Source organism: Microbulbifer sp. SH-1, from assembly GCF_011326135.1.
Taxonomy (GTDB): domain Bacteria; phylum Pseudomonadota; class Gammaproteobacteria; order Pseudomonadales; family Cellvibrionaceae; genus Microbulbifer; species Microbulbifer harenosus.
Genome location: NZ_CP046948.1, coordinates 904,239 through 927,692, shown reverse-complemented (window position 1 = coordinate 927,692; position 23,454 = coordinate 904,239). Strand labels below are relative to the sequence as shown.

At 60.0% G+C, this 23,454-nt stretch carries 19 protein-coding genes; 11 read left to right on the top strand and 8 right to left on the bottom strand.

Translation table 11 applies throughout. The annotated features are described in order from the left end of the window. The first annotated feature begins 148 nt into the window (after positions 1–148). Positions 149–493, top strand: coding sequence for a DUF962 domain-containing protein (locus tag GNX18_RS04190; protein ID WP_240914225.1), 345 nt, complete (start codon positions 149–151; stop codon positions 491–493). A 7-nt stretch (positions 494–500) separates the two neighbouring features. Here the strand turns inward: GNX18_RS04190 and GNX18_RS04185 are convergent, their stop codons facing one another. Next, on the bottom strand, positions 501–1,940 hold the full coding sequence (locus GNX18_RS04185) for a TyrR/PhhR family helix-turn-helix DNA-binding protein (protein ID WP_166215587.1): 1,440 nt from the start codon (positions 1,938–1,940) through the stop codon (positions 501–503). A gap of 169 nt (positions 1,941–2,109) precedes the next feature. On the opposite strand from GNX18_RS04185, the gene phhA reads away from it, so the two are divergent. The 4 genes from phhA (at position 2,110) to GNX18_RS04165 (ending at position 6,977) form a co-directional block, all read left to right on the top strand. After that, positions 2,110–2,910 (top strand): phenylalanine 4-monooxygenase, encoded by an 801-nt coding sequence (phhA, locus tag GNX18_RS04180; RefSeq protein WP_166215585.1) that lies wholly within the window; start codon positions 2,110–2,112, stop codon positions 2,908–2,910. Positions 2,911–3,338: 428 nt separating this feature from the next. Next, positions 3,339–3,809 carry an Lrp/AsnC family transcriptional regulator gene (locus GNX18_RS04175; RefSeq protein WP_138235455.1) on the top strand — a complete coding sequence of 157 codons (471 nt, stop codon included), beginning with the start codon at positions 3,339–3,341 and terminating at the stop codon, positions 3,807–3,809. Positions 3,810–3,875: 66 nt separating this feature from the next. Continuing rightward, positions 3,876–5,528 (top strand): aminotransferase class V-fold PLP-dependent enzyme, encoded by a 1,653-nt coding sequence (locus GNX18_RS04170; protein ID WP_166215583.1) that lies wholly within the window; start codon positions 3,876–3,878, stop codon positions 5,526–5,528. A 279-nt stretch (positions 5,529–5,807) separates the two neighbouring features. Continuing rightward, positions 5,808–6,977: a cation:proton antiporter gene (locus GNX18_RS04165; protein WP_166215582.1), complete on the top strand. Its 1,170-nt coding sequence runs from the start codon at positions 5,808–5,810 to the stop codon at positions 6,975–6,977. Between the two features lie 392 nt (positions 6,978–7,369). Here the strand turns inward: GNX18_RS04165 and GNX18_RS04160 are convergent, their stop codons facing one another. From GNX18_RS04160 to GNX18_RS04150, 3 genes are read right to left on the bottom strand one after another with little or no spacing between them, the layout of a single operon-like run. Next, positions 7,370–10,534 carry an efflux RND transporter permease subunit gene (locus GNX18_RS04160; RefSeq protein WP_166215580.1) on the bottom strand — a complete coding sequence of 1,055 codons (3,165 nt, stop codon included), beginning with the start codon at positions 10,532–10,534 and terminating at the stop codon, positions 7,370–7,372. Further along, entirely contained in the window at positions 10,531–11,847 is a 1,317-nt protein-coding gene (locus GNX18_RS04155; RefSeq protein WP_240914224.1) for an efflux RND transporter periplasmic adaptor subunit, read from the bottom strand. The genes GNX18_RS04160 and GNX18_RS04155 overlap by 4 nt, the downstream gene beginning before the upstream one ends. Then, the gene (locus GNX18_RS04150; protein WP_240914342.1) at positions 11,847–13,280 is read right to left on the bottom strand and encodes an efflux transporter outer membrane subunit; all 1,434 of its coding nucleotides are present in this window, start codon (positions 13,278–13,280) and stop codon (positions 11,847–11,849) included. Before GNX18_RS04150 ends, GNX18_RS04155 begins: the two co-directional genes overlap by 1 nt. A gap of 377 nt (positions 13,281–13,657) precedes the next feature. On the opposite strand from GNX18_RS04150, the gene GNX18_RS04145 reads away from it, so the two are divergent. The 4 genes from GNX18_RS04145 to GNX18_RS04130 all read left to right on the top strand — a co-directional run bounded on the left by GNX18_RS04145 (position 13,658) and on the right by GNX18_RS04130 (position 18,441). Continuing rightward, entirely contained in the window at positions 13,658–14,845 is a 1,188-nt protein-coding gene (locus tag GNX18_RS04145; RefSeq protein ID WP_138235450.1) for an acyl-CoA dehydrogenase, read from the top strand. Positions 14,846–15,130: 285 nt separating this feature from the next. Beyond that, positions 15,131–15,757: a trimeric intracellular cation channel family protein gene (locus tag GNX18_RS04140; RefSeq protein ID WP_166215578.1), complete on the top strand. Its 627-nt coding sequence runs from the start codon at positions 15,131–15,133 to the stop codon at positions 15,755–15,757. Between the two features lie 35 nt (positions 15,758–15,792). After that, the gene (locus GNX18_RS04135) at positions 15,793–17,517 is read left to right on the top strand and encodes an alpha/beta fold hydrolase (protein WP_240914222.1); all 1,725 of its coding nucleotides are present in this window, start codon (positions 15,793–15,795) and stop codon (positions 17,515–17,517) included. A 63-nt stretch (positions 17,518–17,580) separates the two neighbouring features. Then, entirely contained in the window at positions 17,581–18,441 is an 861-nt protein-coding gene (locus GNX18_RS04130) for a sulfurtransferase (RefSeq protein ID WP_166215576.1), read from the top strand. Here GNX18_RS04130 and msrA read toward each other — a convergent pair whose 3' ends face one another. Together msrA and GNX18_RS04120 are read right to left on the bottom strand one after the other, a co-directional pair. Further along, on the bottom strand, positions 18,442–19,071 hold the full coding sequence (gene msrA, locus GNX18_RS04125) for a peptide-methionine (S)-S-oxide reductase MsrA (protein ID WP_166215574.1): 630 nt from the start codon (positions 19,069–19,071) through the stop codon (positions 18,442–18,444). It lies immediately after the preceding gene. A 93-nt stretch (positions 19,072–19,164) separates the two neighbouring features. Then, entirely contained in the window at positions 19,165–19,782 is a 618-nt protein-coding gene (locus GNX18_RS04120) for a methyltransferase (RefSeq protein WP_138235446.1), read from the bottom strand. A gap of 266 nt (positions 19,783–20,048) precedes the next feature. Here GNX18_RS04120 and GNX18_RS04115 point away from each other — a divergent pair, with 266 nt between their 5' ends. Both GNX18_RS04115 and GNX18_RS04110 read left to right on the top strand, forming a co-directional pair. Next, a complete protein-coding gene (locus GNX18_RS04115) occupies positions 20,049–21,314 on the top strand; it encodes a porin (RefSeq protein ID WP_166215572.1) in 1,266 nt (421 codons plus the stop codon). Positions 21,315–21,369: 55 nt separating this feature from the next. After that, the gene (locus GNX18_RS04110; protein ID WP_240914341.1) at positions 21,370–21,891 is read left to right on the top strand and encodes a molecular chaperone DnaJ; all 522 of its coding nucleotides are present in this window, start codon (positions 21,370–21,372) and stop codon (positions 21,889–21,891) included. A 20-nt stretch (positions 21,892–21,911) separates the two neighbouring features. On the opposite strand, the gene GNX18_RS04105 is transcribed toward GNX18_RS04110, so the two are convergent. Beyond that, complete coding sequence (locus tag GNX18_RS04105; protein ID WP_166215568.1) at positions 21,912–22,694, bottom strand: methyltransferase; 783 nt, start codon at positions 22,692–22,694, stop codon at positions 21,912–21,914. Between the two features lie 42 nt (positions 22,695–22,736). Beyond that, entirely contained in the window at positions 22,737–23,441 is a 705-nt protein-coding gene (locus tag GNX18_RS04100) for a DUF599 domain-containing protein (RefSeq protein WP_138235521.1), read from the bottom strand. Between the last annotated feature and the right edge of the window lie 13 nt (positions 23,442–23,454).

Here is a 23,454-nt window from a genome sequence, read left to right as displayed (position 1 = left end):
CTAAAAAGTGATCACAAATTCGGGCACCTACAGTAACAGCCTTGCCGCAATAAAACAGTACCGATTGGTCTAAAACTGGAACGACCGTACAATCACAACAACGCAACCCGAATTGCGCATCCAAAATAATTCATAACAGGATAGCGAGATGACCGATACCGCGATGACTCAACAGCAGCGGGAAAATGGAGCACGGAAATTCCGCAGCTTCCGCGACTTCTACCCCTACTACCTGCAGGAACACAGCAACCTGACCTGCCGCCGCCTGCACTTTGCGGGTACCAGTCTGGTGATCGTGCTGCTACTTACCGCCTTATCCACTGGCCTGTGGTGGTACCTCGCGGCGCTACCCATCGCCGGTTACGGCTTTGCCTGGGTCGGGCATTTCTTTTTCGAGCACAACCGCCCCGCCACATTCAAACACCCGCTCTATTCCCTGTGGGGCGACTTCATGATGTATAAGGATATGCTGCTCGGAAAAATAGAGCGCTGAGCGCCTCTCAAGAAAGCCCATATTTACGCAACTTGTTAGCGACAGCGGTGTGGGAAATTCCCAACCGCCGCGCCAACTCCCGGCTGGAGCGCTGAGAGGCCGGCATTTCCGCCAGCACTTCCGCCAGAATCGTCCGCTCTACTTTTTCCATCTGCTCCGGCAGACTCAGCCCCCGCCCCCAGTCTCGCCATGGCAGGAGCTCTTCACCTGGCAGCCCCGGCAAATCCCCCAGTGCCAGCTCCCCGCCATCCCGTTCCCGCCTATGCGCCAGAGCCCCCTGCAAGTGTCCGCGAAGTCCGGTGAAATTAGTCGGCCAATCGTGCCGTTGCAGCGCGCTCACTACATCTGCCGGCAGTGGCGCAGTCCGGTCGCCGAGGTCACGCAGGATGATATGCGCAAATTTGCCGATAGCCGGCCGCATGGATCGCAGCGGCGGCAGGGAAATGGCGTTGGCGGCCAGCAATTGCCGCAATGGCAGGTACAGGCTGTCGAGTGAGCGCGCCGAGACAACCAATCGCGGCAGAAATCGCCCGCGCAAAAGGCGCTCCGCCAGACTGCGCTGTGAATCATCCGGCGCAAGATCGAGGTCATCCACCAGCAGCACGGCGGTTTCCGCCATTGCCGCCGCCTCAGCCACCTCCAGGGGCGCAAACTCAGCACCGGCGAACTGACGCACCTGCCCATGTTCCGCCAGTGGACTGAGATAATAGCCGGCGCCGAGAAAGGTACTTTTGCCACTGCCGCGCTCTCCCGCAATCAACAGCGCATCCCGCAAAGGCGCGAGTTGCTGCAGGCGCAGGCAGCATTCCCGGCGACGGTCTATATCCCAGAGTACGCTGGGCGGCGGTGGCTCACTTGATGGGTCCCTCTCAGGCGCCTCTTCCCGCTGCTGCAATGTCAGTACCGCACCCGCCAGGGAGCGCACTTCACCGGGATCGTCGGCCAGCGCTATGGGAGACCAGTCGAGCAGAAAATCGCGTCCACGCATCGTCACTGGAAAACCGTAGCGCGGCGCGGTAATTCCCCGCAGCAGCTCCTCAAGCTGCAACCGGGGCAGGAAGCGCTGCAGATGCATGCCCGCCACCTGTCCCTGACTGACCCCGAAGGCCCGCGCGGCAGCGAGGTTGGCTGCCACAATGGTGCCCTCCCGGTCCACAGACAGTACAGGAAAGGCCACGTGGCGCAGCAGCGTATCGAGTTCAAAGTGTCGGCGCTCGGAGGGAATCAGGGCGATCCGCCGCACCTTCCGCACCCCTGGAACCCGGTGTAGCGCCCGCTCGATGGATTGATACTGCGTCATCAACAGACCCGGCGCCGACAGATAGACCTTGTCCCCACTGTCACCACCAATCTCGCCGCTGCGAACGCTTATCCGAAAATCGGCGAATATCGCCATTATTTCCTGAAGAATACCCAGGCGATCGCTACAGGTTATTTCTATTCTCACAACAGACCCGTAAAGAAATGTTTACAGGCAGTGTAGCCACCAGTGGACTCTACCTTCAAGTTCCGGGCTCTCCCCACTGCCGAACCGGTGCCCGGGTGTCTAAGAATAGAGAGAGCAAATAACAACAGACGAGGCGGCACGACCGTGACCGCCCGCAACGGAGACCGCCATGAGCAGCGCCAAAAAGCCCAGTAAGTATGTCGCCCGCGAGCCCGATGCCAGCGGCTTTATTGAGTACACAGAGCTGGAACACCAGACCTGGCAACGCCTGATCGAGCGCCAGCTGGAGGTGGTCCCAGGGCGCGCTTGTGACGAATATCTACATGGTCTCGAACTGCTCGACCTTCCCCGCAATCGCATTCCACAACTGGAAGAAGTGAGTGCGGTACTGCGTCGGGAAACCGGCTGGGAGTGCGCGCGGGTGCCCGCGTTAATCGGCTTCGAGACCTTTTTCCGCCTGCTTTCCGAACGCAGATTCCCGGTGGCCACCTTTATCCGCACCCCGGAAGAGTTCGACTACCTGCAGGAACCGGATATTTTCCACGAGATCTTCGGCCACTGCGCCATGCTCACCAATCCGGCGTTTGCCAACTTCACCCAGACCTACGGCGAACTCGGGCTGCACGCGTCTCCCAAAGAGCGCGCCTATCTCGCACGTCTCTACTGGTTCACCGTGGAATTCGGCCTGCTGCAGACCAACGATGGCCTGCGCATCTATGGCGGCGGTATTCTCTCCTCGCCGAAAGAAACCCTCTACGCCCTGAGCGATGTGCCAGTGCGCGCGGACTTTGATGTGGTGGATGCTTTGCGCACCCCCTACCGCATCGACATAGTGCAGCCCATCTACTATGTGCTTCGCGACCTGGAAAACCTGCAGCAGCTCACCGAGATCGACCTGATGGCGCGGGTGCGTGAAGCCATCGCCGCGGGCCTGTTTGAGCCCATGTTCCCGCCGAAAGAAGCCGCCTAGGGCTTCAGAAAAACTACTGCGCAGGCGTCTGGCGGCGTCCGGCGGTGCTCGGCATGCTCATGTATGACCTATACACTCCGCTGCCTCCGCTCCGGCGGCCACCACCAGTCGCCCGCTCGCTACGTTTTTCAGAAACCCTTTACCTTTTCCAAGGCACAATTTTCCAACATCCCCCTGTTGTTTGGCCGGGCATTGCCCGGCTTTTTTGATGCGGTAAATATGTGGAGAAAATTCCACTACTGATCCGTCAGATCAGAGATTATCGTTACCGGCATGATACGGGGCACAGCAAAGGATTCTTCCGAGGCTCACCAAAGTCGGATCTCGCTGCGCCCACCAAAATTAGTGGGGTATTTTGTTGCTAAGGATGGTGAAATGGAGCCACTTTATGGAACGGGTCCCCGCGTTTTCGGGAGATGTGTAGCACTATGTCCTCACTCGACGCGATTGATCGACAACTTCTTGCCATCCTGCAATCTGATGTTAGTCTCTCCATCGAAGAGCTGGCCGAGCGCGTGGGCCTTACCAAGACCCCCTGCTGGCGCCGGATACAGAAATTGGAGAAGAGCGGCATCATCCGCCGCAAAGTGGCACTGCTGGATGCTGAAGTGCTCGGCCTGCCGGTTTCGGTGTTTGCCCAGGTAAAGACCAACCAGCACAGCGCGGAATGGGCAGATTCCTTTTCCAGCGCCATGGCCGACTTACCGGAAGTGGTGGACTGTTACCGCATGGCGGGTGACTACGATTACATACTCCGCGTCGTGGTCAGCGACGTAGCCGCTTACGACCGCTTCTACAAAAAGCTGATCGCACACACCGGAATCTCCGATGTAGCATCCAATTTCGCCATGGAGCAGATCAAAAGCTCCACCGAACTGCCCATACCGCCGGGTGACTAGTCCAGCTCAAATACTGATTAATCTGCCCGCAGGTGATCCCTGCGGGCGCAGTCATTTGAGGTTGTCATGTCCGTAAACGGTTCACCAGAAGCCGGTACCAAAACCGAATCCCTGCTCCAGCGCATCCGCGACAATGTGATTGGCGAACGCATGCCGATGCAGACACCATTCGGCCAGCGCCCGCTGATTTACGCCGACTACACCGCTTCAGGCCGTGCGCTCCGTTTTATTGAAGACGCCATCCGCAACCGCGTGTTGCCCTGGTACGCCAACACCCACACCGAAACCTCCGCCACCGGCCGCCAGACCACCGCCTTTCGCGAACAGGCGCGCGCGGCGATCCGAAAGTCCGTCAATGCCGGCGACGATCACGCGATCATATTCTGCGGTGCCGGCGCCACCGCCGCAGTCAACCGTCTCGTGGACTCCCTCGGCCTGCGCACAGACTGTTACCGTCGGTTCGGCGGCAGCACCGCACAGATCCCCGACGACAAACGCCCAGTGGTTTTCATCGGCCCTTACGAGCACCATTCCAACGACCTGCCCTGGCGGGAGTCCATAGCCGACGTCGTCACTATCCCGCTGAATGCCGCCGGCGGAATCGACCTCGAAGCACTGCAGAATGCCCTCGACCAGTACGCCGCGCGCCCACTGAAAATCGGCAGCTTCTCCGCAGCCTCCAACGTCACCGGCATCCGCACCGACGTCAACGCCGTCACCCGCCTGCTGCACAAAAACGGCGCCCTGTCTTTCTGGGACTACGCCGCCGCCGCGCCCTACGTCAGGATTGATGTGCGGGGCGAAGATGAACTCAGCAGCAAAGATGCCCTGTTCATATCCCCGCACAAGTTCGTCGGCGGCCCCGGCACTCCCGGCCTGCTCATCGTACGCCGCTCCCTGCTGCCCCAGAACCAACCCGCCGTCACCGGCGGCGGCACCGTCTCCTGGGTAAGCCCCGGGCGCCACACCTACCTGCCCGCCGGCGAACGCCGCGAAGAAGCCGGCACCCCCGCCATCGTCGAATCCGTGCGCGCCGGCATGGCATTTGCCCTCAAAGACCAGGTAGGTGCCGATGTTATCGAAGCCCACGAAGCCCACTGGCTCGCCCGCGCCTTCACCCGCTGGAGCACCAACGAAAACATCCAGATCCTCGGCGGCACTAGCGCCGAACGCGTCAGCATCGTCTCCCTGCACCTGCTGCACGACGGCAAACCCCTGCACCACGGCTTCGTCGTCGCCCTGCTCAACGACCTCTTCGGCATCCAAGTCCGCGGCGGCTGCTCCTGCGCCGGCCCCTACGGCCACCACCTGCTGCACCTCACCGACGAACAGAGCACCGCCATCGAACAACTCGTCAGCCAAGGCGAAAGCATCCTCAAGCCGGGCTGGGTACGCCTCAACTTCAACTACTTCCTCGACGAGGAAACCGTCGACTACCTGATCGACGCCATCGAACTCATCGCCGAACACGGCCACCGCATGCTGCCCTACTACCAGTACGACACCAGCCACGGTGTATGGCGCTATCAGGGATTGAAAGCAGACGATCCGCTTGCGCTGTGTTTTGACACAAATATTTCAGCTCCGGAAAAGCTCGACACACCCCTGAGCGAATTTATCCGGCAGGCGCGCCCGATTCTGGGAAATCCGTCTGGGGAAAAATGTGAGCAGCCGGTCTTGTCTGAAAAAGGTGAGAGTTTGCGCTGGTTCAAACTTTGATTTGTACCCAATGCTTACGGAGAGCGTCACTCAAAAATGAAGGTCAAGCGTCGGGTACCCATTTTCAGAAGCGTCGCAAACAGGGACGTTTGCGACGCAGCTTACATGGATGTATTGAAGGGGGGCGCCTAGCTCGGTTCTGAAAATGGGTACCTGACGCTTGACCGCCACAGTGGCAAGCCAGAGCACCAAAACTCGCAGAGCCCATTGAAAAGCCTGCCAATCCACAACCATAATGCCCGAACAACGTAATTCTCCAGTCTGCTACAAGGACGCGCAGTGCCCGAGACCTCCCTGTTCCAGTCGTTTTTCCTGATCTTCAGCGGCGCCGCCATCGTCGCCTCACTCGCCCTTTGGGGACGGCAACCCTTATTAGTCGCCTACATCGCCCTCGGCGTCCTGCTCGGCCCCTCCGTCCTCGGCATCATCGACAACGTCGCACTCATGGCCGAAATGTCCAGCATCGGCATCGTCTTCCTGCTGTTCCTGCTCGGCCTCGACATGCAGCCCAAAGCGCTCATCTCCGTCCTGCGCAAAGCCACCTTCGTCGGCATCATCAGCTGTTTGATATTCCTCGGCCTAGGCTACGCCATCGGCAAACTCTTCGGCTTCACCAACACCGAATCCTGGGTCATCGGCATGGCCATGATGTTCTCCAGCACCATCATCGGCATCAAACTCCTGCCCACCACCGTACTGCACCACAAACACCTCGGTGAAATGATGGTCGGCCTATTGCTGTTCCAGGACTTCGTCGCCATCGCCTGCCTCATGATCCTGCTGAGCGGCAGCACCGGCACCGTCGACTTCCCCCGCCTCGGCATCTCCTTCGCTGCCCTGCCCCTGCTCATCGCCCTCGCGTGGGGCGCTGTTCGATATGTATTGCAGCCACTGCTGGCAAAATTTGACCGCTTTCACGAATACGTCTTCCTGCTCGCCCTCGGCTGGTGCATGGGCCTCGCCGAACTCGCCGAAGTGGTGGGCCTGTCGCGGGAAATCGGCGCCTTCATCGCCGGCATCACCCTCGCCACCAGCCCTATTTCGCAATACATCGCGCTCAGCCTGAAACCGTTACGGGACTTCTTCCTGATCCTCTTCTTCTTCAGCCTCGGCGCCCAATTCCATCTCGACATGGTCCCGGAAATTGCCCTGCCGGCGCTGGTGGCTGCCGTCGCAGTACTCACCATCAAACCGGTTGTATTCCGCTATTTGCTCGGGCAACAGAGCGAGAGAACCATACTCGCGTGGGATATCGGCTTCCGCCTCGGACAGATCAGTGAGTTTTCGCTATTGATTGCGTATCTGGCCATGAGCCAACAGTTGATTGGCAGCGCTGCGTCGCACCTGATCCAGGCGACGGCGATTCTTACCTTCCTGGTCTCTTCTTATATGGTGGTTTTGAATTTCCCCAATCCCATTGCGATCAAGGACCATTTGCGGCGGGATTAAGGCATTTTTGGGAGTGGCGCTCCGCAGCCCCCTCTTTGGAGTGTTGATGCAGGCCCTGTGGCGGCGGATCACTGGGTGGCTGCTTTCAGGACCGCTGTGAATACATCCCTGTACGCTCTGTCGCAAACGTCCCTGTTTGCGACAGTCCTGAAAGCAGCCACCCAGCGCTCCACCTTCGATTCCAATTTCATCACTCCGTAAGCGCCATTGCTAACGAAGTGCATAAAAATGAATTGAAGGGAAAGTGCTGGGTAACCCTTTTTGAAAGCGTCGGAAACAGGGATGTTTCCGACGCAGCCTACAGGGATGTATTCATGGCGGTTTCAAAAAGGGTTACCCAGTGCTTTGCCGCCACCACGCCAGCCCAAAGCACAAACGACGCGGAGTGAAAATCAGGAAGCTGGGCGATTCAGAGTTCGTCCTCTCATCATCCCAAACAGCGCCGGAATATCCCGAGAAAACATCAGATAAAGACAAGGGACTAACAGTAGGGAAATCGTGGTCGCCGCAAGAATTCCGTAGCCAAGAGAAATCGCCATAGGAATCATGAATTTCGCCTGCACCGACGTTTCGAAAATCATCGGCATCAGACCACAGAAGGTCGTCACCGTAGTGAGAATGATCGGACGGAAACGTCGTGCAGCGGCCGCCTTGATGGCATCGGTGATCGGCATACCCTGCTCCCGCAAACGGTTCCCGTACTCAATCATCACCAGCGTATCGTTGATCACCACCCCCGCCAGCGCCACCATCCCCAACATACTCACCATACTGAGCCCGTAGCCCATCACCAGGTGCCCCAGCAACGCCCCGATCACACCAAACGGAATCGCCACCATCACCGTCAGCGGCTGAATGTAACTCTTCAGAGGAATCGCCAACAGAAAATACAACACCGCCAACGTCAGCGAGAAGGTAACACCGAGAGAGGAAAGCCCCTCCCGCTCCTCCGCCTGGCGCCCCTCATAGGAAAGAGAAAGGCCCGGATACTGCGCGCGCAGCTGCGGCATCACACTCTGGTTCAACTCATTGATCACCAACGCCGCCTGATCCGCCGGCTCCACATTTGCCGTCACCGTCATCACCCGCCGCCCCTCGCGGCGATTGATGGCCGCGTAGGCGCGACCCTGCTCGATTTCTACCAGATCTGGCAGCGGCAACCAGAGACCGTTGTCCGCGCGAATCATGATGTTGTTTACATCATCAAGGGTTACCCGCTCCTGCTCCGGCAGCCGCACCATCACCTTCACCTGATCGCGCCCGCGCTGCTGGCGGAAAGCTTCCGTACCGTAAAGCGACGCGCGCAGCTGGCGGCCGATGTCTTCGGCGGCGAGGCCGAGGCTTTTTGCGGTATCGGTGAGGGTGAGGTCGAGCTGGCGCTTGCCCTGGGAAACGCCCGCGTCGATATCGCCCACGGCGGGAAAGCCTTTCAGAGCCTCCGCCAGTTGCTGTGCCGCCTGTTCGAGCAGATCCGTATCGGTGTGGCGCAACTCCACAGTTAGTGCCGGCCCCGCGCCGGGGCCGCCGCGGTCGCTGGCAAAGCTGGAGCTCAGTGCGCCGGGAACCGGGCCCACGGCTCGGCGCCAGCGGCTGACAAATTCGCCGGTGGTGATCTCGCGCTGATCGCCGGGGGTTAGGTAAACGTCTACTTGAACCGAGTCATCGCGGATCAGTCCGCGCATACCGATGAAAATGCCCTCGCGACCAGTTTCCTCAAGAATCTCATCCGCCGCACTCATGATCTGCTTGCGCGCGCGATCCAACTGCGCTTCCGCGGTGCCCGGCGGGAAAGTAACTTCCACGCGCCCGGAATCCCGTTCCACTTTCGGCATCAGGGTAAAACCCATGCGGCCGCTGGCGGCGTAGCCGGTCATCACAATCAGGATGGCCACAGAAATGGCAATGGTGATATAGCGGTGGCGCACGCACAGATCCAGAGCGGGCTTGAAGCGTTGCTCAACAAAGCGATCCAGACTGCGGGCGATCATTTTCTGGCGCGCGGCAAAGCGGCGCGCGGCGCGGCTCTTGTAGCCGCGTTTGGAGTGCGCAAGGTGCGCGGGCAGGATGAACAGCGCCTCCACCCAGGAGATGACGAACACCGCACCCACCACATAGGGAATCACGCCGAATATCTTGCCCATAAAGCCGGGCAGCTCCATCAGCGGGATAAACGCGACGATATTGGTGAGAATCGCAAACGTCAGCGGTACCGCCACTTGGCGCGCACCGGCCACCGCGGCCTCGAAATTGCTGTAGCCGCGCTGGCGCCATTCGTGAATGTTTTCCCCGGCGATGATCGCGTCATCCACCACGATGCCGAGCGCAATGATGAACGCGAACATGCTCACCATGTTGATGGAAATATCCATCGCCGGCAGGAACAGCAGTGCACCGAGAAAGCTGGTGGGAATGCCCAGGGTTACCCAGAACGCGAGACGCAATTCGAGAAACGCACCGAGCACCACGAACACAAGCAGCAGGCCGAGGAAGCCATTTTTCAGCAGCAGCGCCAGGCGCTCCTTGAAGATTTCCGAATCGTCGTCGCGCACGCTTACATGAATGCCCGGCGGCAGGGTCTCGCGCAAATCCGCCAGCACCTCGTGGGTGGCCTCACTGACGCTCATCGGGGTCTGATCGCCAATGCGGAAAACATCGATACCGGCCGCGGGCTCGCCGTTGAAAACCATATTGCGAGGTTCATCCACCAGCGCGTCGCGAATTCTGGCGATGTCCCGCAGGCGCACGGTGCCGCCCCCGTCCGTACGGGCTACGGCGATCTCGCCGAACTGACGCGCCCAGTCCTTGCGCTCGGTCACCCGCACCAGAATCTCGCCCGCTTCCGATTTCACCCCGCCCGCGGGAACGTCGACGGCGGCATTGCGTACCAGCGCGGCAATATCCGGCAGCGAGAGGTTGTAGCGGCGCAGATCGTCGCGATCGACTTCGATCGCCACTTCGTAATCCTTGACTCCATAGGCCTCAAGCTGGGTAATGTCCGGATGTGCTTCGAGTTTGTCATACACCTGCATGACAAACTCCCTGAGGGTGCGTTCATCCACGTTGCCGTGTACCACGATATCCAGTACATCGCGCTTGCGCTCCGCCAGGCTGACCTGGGGCCGTTCGATATCGGAAGGAAAGGTGCTGACGCGGTCGATGGCCGCCTGCACATCCTGGAACACTTTATTGCCGTCGGCGTCTTCGTCCAGTTCCAGCGTCAGGCTCGCACTGCCCTCCCCGGCACTGCCGCGCAGCTCCTTAATGCCCACAAGACCGGTAATGGCCTGCTCGGCCGGCACCAGCACCCCGCGCTCCACCTCTTCCGGGCTGGCGCCCGGATAAGAAATGTTGACGGTGACCATGTCGAGGCTGAAATCCGGGAATACCTCCTTCTTGATCGAGAAGGAGAAAAACAGACCGCCGATCAGGAATACCAGCATCAGCAGATTGGCGGTGACGTGATTGCGGGTCATCCACGCGATGGCACCGTGGCGGGTATCCACCGGCGAGCGGCGGCGCTTGCCGTCATACGCTTCGATGTCGTGATTGCTGCTCATCCGCGTTCACCGTCGGTGCCGGCCTTGCGGCTTTTCTCACTGGGTTCCGGTAATGGCGGAGGGCTCGACTCTCCCTGATCCTCGGGCGCAGACCTGCGTGGAGACACTTTCTCCTCCGGCAACGCTGACGAACCCGGCTGCCCGGACGGACGGCTGCGCGCTTCTTCCGCGGTGCGCACGGGCATATTTTCCGTCACACTGGTGAGGCGCGTGGTCACCAGGGTTTCACCACCGCGCAGGCCACTTTCCAGAATCGCGTATTCCCCGTCGAAATGGGAAACCTCCACCGGCTGGATATGAATCCTGCCATTCTCCACCACCCAAACCTGGTTGCCGTCCTGCAGTGCCGTCAGCGGAATACGTACCTGCTGGCCCTTGGCGCGGCCGGTAATTTCCACCCGTGCAAGGTCGTTCAGCAACAGCTGCGGATGGGACGGGTTTTCAATGCCCAGCGGATCGTCCAATTCTACCAGTACCCGCGCCAGACGCCCCTGTTCTTCCAGCACCGGAATCACCCGCACAAAACGCCCCTGACGGAACTCGCCTGAAGGCCACTGGCTGCCACGGATGCGCACCTGCGCTTGCGGCGTATTGAGCTGCGGAAGCTGGCTCGCCGGCACTTCCACTTCGATCTGGAAACGGTCCGCACCGGCGAGGGTATACATCACCGTGCCCGGGGCGACGCGGTCGCCGATATCGACACTGCGGGAAACTAATAGCGCATTGAAGGGGGCAGAGATACTGGTCAGGCGCAGGTCGCGCTCCGCCAGTCTGAGCTGCGCTGCGGCAGCATCGACGCGGGCGCGCGCGGCGGCCAACTGGGGCTCACGCAGTACCAGCGACTGGTCCGCATCTGGCAGCGAGTCGCCCAACAGCTCGAACTCCTCCTGCGCCACTTTGCGCTGCCCCTGTTCCTGTTGCAGTTCTGCGCGGCGCTCGGCGAGGGTACTGCGCGCAGTCTGCAGCGCAAGCTCGTAGGGTTCGCGTTCGATACGCAGTAACAGCTCGCCTTTTTTCAGGGTAGAGCCGGGTCCCAGATCATAATTGAGCCACTCCACGCGGCCGTCGACCTGTGGCTGCAATTCCACCAGTTCCCGCGCGCTTACCTTGCCCAGAGCGCGCACCGTGAGCGGGAACTGTCCGTACTCGGCGAGGGCCACATCCACGGTCAGTGGTGGTGCCTTCCGCTCCCCCCGCTGCATGGTGGGCTTTTCCCGCAGCAGCCAGCTTGAGAGCAGCGAAGCCAGCACGATCAGCAGCACCGGAATGGCAATACTCCAGTTGATTTTGTCCAGCAACGGATACTTCGACATCAGTTGTTCTCCGCCCGGTAAACTTCCAGCTCTACCGCCGCGGGCGCGGGCAGATCGTCTGCCGGCAGTCCCCCGGAAAGCGCTCGGTACAGTGTTACCCGGTTTTCCAGCAGTTCGCGGCGCGCTGTCAGCAGCTGCCGCTCGAGAGATTGTTGATTATTGGTGGCGGTCAGTACATTGAGAAAATCCACCGTACCGCGGCCGTAGGCGCGCCGCTGGCGCACAGTGATCTGATCCGCCAGCAGCGAGCGTGTTTCGAGATGCCGCAGGCGTTCGCGAATAGCCTCTTCATTGATCAGCGCTTGCTCCACCTCCGACAGTGACTGCATCACCGTATTGCGAAACGCCGCCCAGCGCTCCTGCTCCACCGCCTTCTGCTGGCGCTCGGCGGCGGCCAGATTGCCGCCATCAAAAATCACACCGTCGATGGCCGCGCTCAGATTCAACAGCCAGTCTTCGGCAATATCCGAAAGCGAACGACCGCCACCGCTGAAAAACAGGCTGAGCGTCAGTGCCGGCAGGCGCTCCGCCCAGGCCTGGTCCGCCAGGTAATGCCCCTGCAGCAACTCGCGCTGGGCGCGGCGCACATCCGGCCTGCGCAGCAGCAGTTCCGACGGCACACCCGTGGCGGGCAGCGCTGGCAGATCCGGCAGCGCCTCGCGCTGGTGAACAAACGCCGGCAACTCCTCCCCACTGGTGCCGAGCAGTGCGGCCAACTGGGTCAGGAGAATCCGGGCGTCCGCGCGGCTCTGGTCCAGCTCCTGCAGTGACTGCTGCACCAGCTGTCGCTGCTGCAATACGTCCGCCGCTGCGCCGACACCCCCGCCAAATCGCAACTCCAGCGCACGCAGGGTTTTGCGATTGATCTCCAGCTGTTGAGCGAGCAGGCGCTGCTGCCCCCAGGCTTCCTGCAGTTGCATCCAGACCCCGGAGACTTCCGCTACCAGGGTCAGCGCCGCGATCTGCAGGCTGTCCTCCTGGGCCAGGCGCGCCGCCTCCGCCGCGCGCGCGCCACTGCGCACCCGGCCCCACAGATCCACCTCGTAACCGGCGGCAAGGCTACCGCTCCAGCTGTTGCCTTCGTTCTCGGCACCGGAAAAATCAAAGTCATTGGTGGAAGCACGGCGCTGCTCGGTATTTTCCAGGGTACCGGTGAGACGCGGCCAAAAACCGCTGCGCGCCTGGGCCGCGGCGGCATCGGCCTGCTGCAGACGCCAATAGGTGGCCTGTAGGTCGGGATTGGCAGCGAGCGCCATGTTCACCAGCTGATCGAGCTCGTAATCGCCAAAGCTCAACCACCAGCGCTGATCCGGCGCAAGTGAACCCGAAGCACTGAATTGCTGGGGCAACCCGAGAGTCTGTTGTGGCAGCTCAGGTGGCAGCGGCTGGTTGCCGCAGGCAGTCAGGGAAAGCGCGCCCGTCAAGGCACCCACTAAGGTCAACTTCGGCAAAAAGCCCATAATTTCTATTCGAAATAACCGCATTTACCCATTATCGAAATTTCCACCGGGGCGCCAAGGCGTTTTACGTTTGTTTACCTGCCGGCGAGAAAACGACCATCCCGCATAATCCGCTGCAATCCACCCGCAAAAAAGTGATCACATTATCGAAGTCCCGGAACAGGTCGGCTATGATGACCCGGTATTCGAACCGGACGCGGCGCCACTTCGCTTCCGCGGAGCACCTTGCCTTCGCCGGAACCCGAGAGTCGCCGGCCATTTGCCTAAGATTGAACAAAGAGAGATGGGCTGCCCCGAATGCGCGGCGAATGCCCGAAATCCGCAAACCACAAACCGCACGGACCCGAACCATGAGCAAAAACCAGCCTTTGGCGCACTGGGACGATATCCTCCTGCTGGATCGCCAGCTCTCCGACGAAGAACGCATGATCCGCGACACCGCCCGCGAGTACTGCCAATCCAAACTGATGCCGCGGGTGCTCGAAGCCAACCGCCACGAGATTTTTGACCGCGAGATCATGAATGAGATGGGCGAGTTGGGCCTGCTGGGCTCCACCATCGACGGCTACGGCTGTGCCGGCCTCAACTACGTGTCTTACGGCCTGGTGGCGCGCGAGGTGGAGCGCGTCGATTCCGGCTACCGCTCCGCCATGAGCGTGCAATCGAGCCTCGTCATGCACCCGATTTACGCCTACGGCAGCGAAGCCCAGAAAGAGAAATACCTGCCCAGACTCGCCACCGGCGAATGGGTGGGCTGCTTCGGCCTCACCGAACCGGACGCCGGCTCCGACCCCGGCGGGATGAAAACCCGCGCTAAGAAAGTAGACGGCGGCTACCGCCTCAGCGGCTCCAAGATGTGGATCACCAACAGCCCGATTGCCGACGTTTTTGTGGTCTGGGCCAAGGACGACGAAGGCGATATCCGCGGCTTCGTGCTGGAAAAAGGCATGGAAGGTCTGAGCGCGCCGAAGATTGAAGGCAAGTTCTCCCTGCGCGCGTCCATCACCGGCGAAATCGTGATGGACAATGTCTTCGTCTCCGAAGACCACCGTTTCCCCGATATCAAAGGCCTCGGCGGTCCCTTCGGCTGCCTGAACCGCGCGCGCTACGGCATCTCCTGGGGCGCACTCGGGGCCGCCGAATTCTGCTGGCACGCGGCACGCCAGTACGGCCTCGACCGCAAGCAGTTCAACAAGCCGCTGGCCCAGACCCAGCTGTTCCAGAAAAAGCTCGCAGACATGCAGACCGAAATCGCCCTGGGCCTGCAGGGATCACTGCGGGTGGGCCGCCTGATGGACGAACAGAAAACCGGCTTCGACCCCACGATGATTTCCCTGGTTAAACGCAATAACTGCGGCAAGGCCCTCGACATCGCCCGCATCGCCCGCGATATGCACGGCGGCAACGGTATTGCCGATGAATTCCATGTGATCCGCCATGTGATGAACCTGGAAGCGGTGAACACCTACGAGGGGACGCACGATGTGCACGCGCTGATTCTGGGGCGTGCGCAGACTGGATTGCAGGCGTTTTTCTAACATTGCTTGATCAGCACCACTTCGCGTGATGCGAAGGTACTGATACCGGGCGCCGCCTTGTAAGACCTTCCGCGAGAGGGGCCGAAGGCGCCGCGAATACATGGAGCGGCCGGGCCACCTCGCGGAAGAGCCCCCATGGATGGGTTCACGGCGTGTCTTACAAGGCGGCGCCCGGTAGCAGTACCGCCACACCGCTCCATTCAAGCCGCCGCGCACTCTGTACCTTCTTCCCAAGTCCCACCATAATCCTCCGCTGACTGTAAACCTACGCGTGAATTCTTCTCCATGGAACAACTGCTGTACTGGTGCGACCTGATCGGCATCGTCGTTTTCGCCTTTACCGGTGTACTGGCGGCCGGTCATAAGCAGATGGATCTGTTCGGTGCGGTGGTTCTCGCCTGCGTGACCGCCGTTGGCGGCGGCACCACCCGCGACATCATTCTGAATATGCCGGTTTTCTGGCTCACCGACAGCCACTACCTGTGGATCGCCGTGGCCACCGGGATCATCAGCTTCTACCTCATTCGCTACCTGCAGGTGCCCATGCGCCTGCTGATGATCGCCGACGCCGCCGGGCTTGCGGTTTTTGTGGTGATCGGCACCCAGAAAGTCCTAGATCTCGGCCACTCCCCCGCCATCGCCATCGTCATGGGCGTGATGACCGGTACCTTTGGCGGCCTGATCCGCGACATCCTCTGTGGCGACATCCCCCTGCTGCTGCGGCGTGAAATTTATGCCACCGCGGCCTTGAGTGGCGCCGCAGCTCTGGTGATACTGGACGACATCGAGGCTCTGCCGGGCAAAGCCGTCGTGGCGATTGCGATCCTCGTTACCCTGAGTATCCGCCTCGCGGCGCTGCGCTGGAACCTGTCCGCGCCCATTGCCCGCATCGGCCCCAGACCCGGCCCCTGAGCGCCGGGAAACCATCAATCCAGACGTACCCGATTATGCCCACACGCTTTTCAGCAGCCGCCCTGACACTGTTTTTCTCTCTGGTTCTGTTCGCCACCACCGGTTGCGCCCCCGAAGAAAAGTCGGCGCCCCAGAACGTCAGCCGCCTGATTCCAAAACCCTGCTGGTTCGATACCGAGAGCAATTGGCCGACCACCCAGTGCTACATGATGGAAGTGCCGGAAAATCACGCCAAACCCGCCGGGCGCAAGATCCAGTTCCCGGTAGTGCGCTTTTTCGCGAATATTACCGATCCGGATAAAGAACCGCTGCTCCACCTGGGGGCCGGCGGCCCTGGCGCCAGCATGGGGCTGGAACCTGAAAATGCCAGCGATTGGCTGTGGGTCAACTACGCCGGCATGAGTGTTGAAGACGGCCGCGACCTGATCGTTATCGACCCCCGCGGCACCGGTATGGCTTCACCAAGGCTTGCCTGCGACGAGTTCATCAAAGACGCCGACCTGGCATTTACCCGCAATCTCAGTACGGACGAAGAATCACGGGTATTCACCTACAGCATGGAGCGCTGCTATAGCCGGCTGAGTGAAACCGCCGATCTCGCCCAGTACAACAGCGCTGCGGTGGCCAAAGACGTCGAAGCCCTGCGCCAGGCGTTGGGCGTTCCCAAACTGAATCTGTACGGCGTGTCCTATGCGAGCCGCTACGCGCTCACCGTCGCGCGGGATTTTCCCGACTCGGTGCGCGCCATGGTGCTGAACAGCGCGGTCTTCCCCAACATTATCTACACCCAGCAACTGCCCCAGGATGTTATCGCTGCCTACCAGCGCGGCATCGACTACTGCAGCAAAGATGCCGAATGCAACAAGCGCTATCCGGATCTGAAGCGCCGCCTGGAGGCCGTGGTGCAGAAGCTGGACGAATCACCACTCACGGTGGACACAGGCAATATTCATTCGGGCAAATCGTACCCCTTCGTGCTCTCCGGTCAGCGCCTGTTGCGAGTTCTGTTCCAGGCGCTGTACAACGAAAATTTCTACAAGGAATTGCCGGCCATCATTCAGGAGCTGGAGTCCGAACAGGCAGAACTGTTGAAACCCGCCATTGCGAATTTCATGGGCCTGGTGCTCGACCCCAACTTTGGCGACGCCGCCGGCATCAGCCACTTCTGTTACGAGGAAGCGCCGTTTGTGGACTTCGAGCAGGCACGCCAGTCGGCGGCCACCAGCGGCACCCTGGGCGGCTCGGTGCGCTCGGACATCGACATGATGCAGATACAGTGCCGTATCTGGGCCATTCCCTCGGCGGCCCTGATCGAATCCCGTGCCATCAAAACCGAAGTGCCGACCCTGGTGATGCACGGCGCACTGGACCCGGTACTCTCCGCCGAAGACGCCGACACTGCGCGCAAAAAACTGCCGAATCACCAATGGCTATTGTTTCCCCAGCTGGCTCACGATGTTATTTCCGCGAGTGACTGTGCCGAACAGGCGGCCGCCGCATTCCTCAATGAACCACTACAGCCCGTAGTGGAAACGGCGGCCAGCTGCCGCAGGGAAGAACTGGCACAGCAGGCGGAGCTTGAGAAAAAAATCGCGGAACTGGAAGCAGAGCGCGCAAAACAGGAATTGAACTCAGAAGACGAAACGGCGGTCTCGCCGCGGCCCGAGGAAGAAAAGACAGTTCAGTCCGCAGAAGAAAAAGAAGAGGCGCAACGGCTGCGACAGACACCCGCCGGAAGCCGCTATTCGGAGGCACACTGAGCTGGACAAATCCGGTTCGGGGACTTAATTTGGCCCCATAACGATTAGAAAAAAGCAGTAGCTATGAACTATCAGAGTTTGGTTGAAGCCTCCGAACTGGCACTGTTGCTTGCGCAGCGGGCGCAAGGCAGTGACCAAATCGTCATTCTCGACTGCCGCTACGATCTTGCGGATACCGGAGCCGGAAAGCGGGCGTTTCTCGATGGCCATATACCCGGAGCCCGCTACGCCAGCCTCCATCGGGATCTATCTGCACCCTGCGCGCGCTATGGCGGCCGCCACCCTTTCCCCACCGCACAACAGTTTTCAGAATTTGCCCGTGGCGCCGGCATCAGTGCCGAAACCCAGGTTGTCGTCTACGACGATCAGCGCTTCGCCTTTGCCGCCCGCGCCTGGTGGTTGCTGAGACATTTCGGACACGAGAGCGTCGCCATCCTGAATGGCGGTTTCAGCGGATGGAAAACGGCGGGGTTTGACATTGAAACCGGTGTGGCGATACCCACCGCAACAGGCAGCTTTTCCGCAACCGCCAACAACGACGAGCTGCTGCACTACGAGGACATCTATACGCACCTGGAGAATCCGCCCTGGCAACTGGTGGATGCCCGCGACAGCAAGCGCTACCTGGGCAATGAAGAGCCAATCGACCCCATTGCAGGCCATATTCCAGGAGCCGTCAACAAACCCTGGCAGTGTGTGACCGACGACAACGGCTATGTAAAACCCCTGCCCGCGTTAAAAGAACACTGGCAGAGTATTCCCGCCGACGACGATATCGTGTGCTATTGCGGGTCTGGCGTAACCGCATGCGTCAATTTGTTTTCACTGCAGCTGATCGGACGCAAAGGCCGACTCTATCCCGGCAGCTGGAGCGACTGGTGCGCACACATTCTGTATCCGCGCACTGAGTCTTCTGATACCTGATCAGCGCAGCAGGCAGGCGCCGGTACCGGCAAGACCACAGTAGCCGCCGGGATTCTTGGCCAGATACTGCTGGTGATCCTCTTCCGCGTAAAAAAACTCCGGCGCGGGGCGAATCTCGGTGGTGATGGCTCCGAACCCTTTTTCCTGAAGCGCCTGCTGAAAGGCCTTTTCTGACGCCTTTGCCTGGGCTAACTGCTCATCGCCGTAGGTGTATATGCAGGAGCGGTACTGCGTGCCCAGATCATTGCCCTGGCGCATACCCTGGGTAGGGTCATGCTCTTCCCAGAAGTAACGCAGCAGTTCCTCATAACTGACTTTGGCGGGATCGAATACCACCAGCACCACTTCCGCGTGACCGGTACCGCCACTGCACACTTCGCGGTAATTCGGGTTTGGCGTATGACCACCGGCATACCCGGCGGCGGTGACGTAAACCCCACCCACCTCCCAGAACAGCCGCTCGACACCCCAAAAACACCCCATGCCGAATACCGCCTGCTCCAGTCCCGCTGGGAACGGCGGTTTCATCGGATGCCCGGACACAAAGTGTTTCCCGCTGATAGGCATTGCATCCGCACGGCCCGGCAGGGCATCGTCGGCGGAGGGAATACTGGATTTGTCGTAGTGCATTGCAAACCTCAAATGAAGGGTTGAGAGGAGACTCTTGAAAAACATAGCGCGTGAACGCCACCAGGCGCTTGCGCACTAGTGATTCAGCGGTTCCTATGCACAGGCGTGCAGGATGCAGCCTGTAGCCTTGATTGGGCGCTGAGTCTGCCACTCGAAATAACCAGCGTCGAGTTTTTCCACCGCACGCTCGGCCAACTGCCGGAACGGCGGCCTTCCCGGATCGACCAGCACAATGCGGTCCACACCGGCACGCAGTGCGCGGCGCGTAAGATTGAAAAGCGGCGCTTCGAGCTTGTCCCAGAAACAGATATCGGTGCCGATCACCGCATCGAACTCTGCCAGCGCCGCCTGGGTAACCTTTTCGTAACGGCAATGCCAGGTTTTGATTTCCACACCGTTCAGCGCCGCGTGGTACTCCGCAAAGGGGAATACAGAGGGGTCCGCGTCCAGCGAGGTCACCTTCGCGTCAAATGCCTTGGCACAGAAAATTCCACCCAGCCCCCAGCCACATCCCAGATCCAGAACCCGCGCACCTTTGATCAGGGGATTCTTCGTCAGGTAATCCATCGTCAGGCAGGAACTCTTCCAGAACTTGTTACCGTGCAGGCTAGCATCCCCCGCTTCCCGCCGAAGCCGGCGCATGTCCGGATGCGCGTTTTTGCGCACCGTTAGACCAAACATCTGCCGGCTGAGAGAGTTGTTTTCTGCCAAAGCGCGCGCCTCCTCGGTTTAACCATTTTTACGATTGCTAATCTGGCGCTGGATTTTGGCATTTCAAGCCACTGCGCCCGAGCATCTTTCATCCGCGTTGGATGCGGTGTATTCGACCAAAAAAATGCCCGCACTGCCAATCGCGCGCACAAGATCCATTTCCGGCCCCCCGGAACAATGGGTTGTTCTACTTTAGCTAGTGAGGAAATTTCTATGCAGCACCGCTGCCCGACGCAATACGAGGCATGCGAGCAAGAGATCAGGGCATGAATAAGAAACTCCACACGCGATTTCTGGCGGCTGCGGGCATAGCCGCGGCTTCCGGTGCCGGGGCAGTCCCCATCTACCAGTCCAATCAGGTCACACTGTACATGGAGGGGTGGTTCAGCGCGCACATGGTCAACACTTTTGGCGATACCGCAATGCAGAATGGAGCCTCGCGTATCCGCTTTGGCCTGAATGTACCCGCCTATGACCTCTGGGATACGGGCTTCAACGTTGAGTGGGGCGTGCGGGCGATCAATTCTGCGCAGACACTCGTGATACAAGGGGATCAGCAGGCGATGCCCGGCGAAGAACTGCAATCGCTTTACCTCCGCCAGGGCCACGCATTTGCAAAGCACCCCACCTGGGGAGAGTTCTCCGCGGGAAAACAATGGGGGGTCTACTACGAGGTCACCTACATTACCGACTGGTATAACGTATCCGGTGGCCTTGCCAGTGGTACTTACGGCCTGGATACGGATGGGGGGCCTGCGGGCACCGGCCGTGCAGACAGTGCCCTGGCGTGGCGCAAGACCTGGAAGTTCGATGCCGGCGAATTCAAGATTGGCCTGCAGTCCGCTGCCCATGTGGCCGATCTGGACATCATGGTGGATGACATTGTCGGCCCCGATACCCTGCTCGTATGTCCACCGGGAGATTGTGAATACGGGCTCAGCCACGGCATCGCTCTGGTATACACGGCCAATGTCGGCGATGGGCTGTTTATCGGCGCAACCTACAACCGTGTCAAACTGGATATCGCCAGCCAGGATGGGTTGATTTTTGATACATCCGACGTCGAACCGGTACTGATCCGGGATGACTACGCGTTTAATGCCAGCAGCAATGACTGGGCCACGGCCCTTGGCATGTACTACGGCAAAGAGGCCTTTGCCAAAGGTTTCTACGGCGCCGTGGTCTTCCAGCGCTCGCAGAACAACCAACTGGCACCAGCAGGCTCCGTGGAAGGCATCACCAACTTTTTCAATGCCAGGGGATCGGAGTCTTTCCTCAGCTATACTTGGGGCACCGACAACTGCTATTCGTTCTACGGCGGGCATAACTACCTGGTATCCGACGATCCAGAATTCGACGCAGCGCTTATCCTGGCCGACCGATACAGGCTGGAGCAGTACTATTTGGGCTTCCAGTATCGCTGGAACGAGCGCGTACGCATTTACTTTGAAAATGGCTTTGACGGCAGCAACGCTGTGGCTGCGCAAGAATTTGACAGCTTCAACGCCATCGGCATCCGAATCGACATCTGATACGCTTGCGGCCTGACATCTCTTATCCTTCCCGGAGCAACACACCTTGGGCCGTATGATCCTGCTGATTGCCGTCGGCATTTTTGCCTGGCTGGCGATCCAGAAATTCAAATACACACCGCCGGACAAGCGGCGCAAGTTGCTCGTGCAATGGGTACTGATTGCCCTCGCGCTGGCGGCGGTTTTACTGGCGATCACCGGTCGACTGCACTGGGTTGGCGCCGCCATTGCCGTGGTTCTGCCGCTCCTCGGTCAGGCATGGCGTACATTTGGGCGGCACTTGCCGTGGATTGCCCCGCTGATTGCCAGGCACACGCAGGCACGCGCGGAAAAACAGAAATCAACCGATGAAAAGGCGCACAGAGACCACGCTTCTGCCACCGACCGGGAGCCGCAGCTCACGGTGGAAGAAGCCCGCAAGATCCTGAGCGTTTCCGCCCATGCGAGCCGCGAGGAAATCATCGGCGCCCACCGCAAGCTGATCCAGAAATTCCACCCGGATCGCGGCGGTAACGACTATCTCGCTTCGCGTATCAACGCGGCCAAGGCTCTGCTGCTGAAGCAACTGGATCGCTGAACAGACAACTGGCGACCGGTTTACGTCCGCCGGCACAGCAGATGCACATAGCGCGCCAGCTGCCGGTAGGGATCGATGCGGGAATAGAGCAATTCTTTTTGCACGATGGCCTCTGGCGGCAATTTGTCGCGCATTTCCGGCGTCATAAAGTCATGAAAACAACGAATACCACTGTGGGCGACGATATTCAGGCCCGTCTGCCCTACCCAGTCCAGCACCATTTCCGGCAGCAGCGGGTTCTTCGGTGTCAGGCTGCCGGGGTGCCCGCCCCAGTCACCACTTTCCCTGTTTCGATCCAGCTGCCGCAAACTTCCCCGCTGCAGCAGGCGAAACTCCAGGGCACGCCGGTTGTAGAATGTGAGCGACAGGTAGCCGCCGGGTTTCAGGCATTCCGCCAGCGCCTCCAACGCCTGCTGGGGTTGCTCCAGCCATTCCAGCACCGCGTGACACAACAGCAAATCCACCGCCGGGACACGCGGGTCGGAACTCAGTGCCTGCAGTGGCAAGCGTAGTGTCTGCGCCCGCGCCGACAGCCCGCGGGCATCGATCTGCTCCTGTGCCAGCGCCAGCATTTCGCCAGAGATATCCGTAACCCACACGCCGTGGCCGCGGGCGGCAAGATCCAGCGCGAATTGCCCCTGGCCGCCACCGGCATCCACCACGCACAGAGGTTTGTTGTCCGCACGATCGAGCAGTGGCGCCAGATCCCGGCCCAGGACCGCCAGCCGGATATCGCCCTTCAGCCCCCCATAGATACGTTTTCTGAAACGCTGGGCGAGGTCGTCAAAATTGCGGTCAGCCACGGGATTGGTGCCGCGAGCCAGACATTCCGAGTATCCCGCGCATCACTTCTCCCGCTTCTGGTCGAGGGAGCGCCCCTCAGCCGCAAGGATCGCCTGCAGAGTTCTGGAGTGGAACTCACGCATGTATAGCACCCAGACCACCGTAGCAAAGCCCGCGACAAACAATACCGGATGAACGAACCACCCCATTACCGCCATTGAAAAGTAGTAACAGCGCAGACCGTAGTTGTAACTATGCCCGGCCTGGTCGATCACCTTGGCCGCACTAATAGCGTAACGGCGACGCTCCTCCCTTGTTACCTCTTCTTCCTCAATCAACGGGGCAGCGCCGAGCAGCACATTGGCGAAAGAGTACTGGCGCAGGGACCAGGTGAAATTGAAGAAGGCGAAGATATAGATCAGGATCAGAACCAGCACCTTGAGTTCAAACTGCTGCACCGTAGTGGGCTGGGCAAATGGCAGGCTGCTGAGCACTTCCACCGCAGCACTGTTGGCCGACAGTGCGGTCACCAGACCCGCCAGGATCAGGATACTGGTGGACGCAAAGAAGCCGATGACACGCTCCAGATTGCCGAGGATGGCCGCGTCCGGGATACGTACCTCGCGCTCCAGCATGCGCAGCATCCATTCGACCCGATACCACTGCATGGACGACGCCAGACACCAGGCCGTCTTCGCCTTCCTGCGGGCAAACAAGGTGTAGCCCGCCCACGTCAGGCAGAACCCCGCCAGGCTTGCATAATCCATCCAGTTCAACACG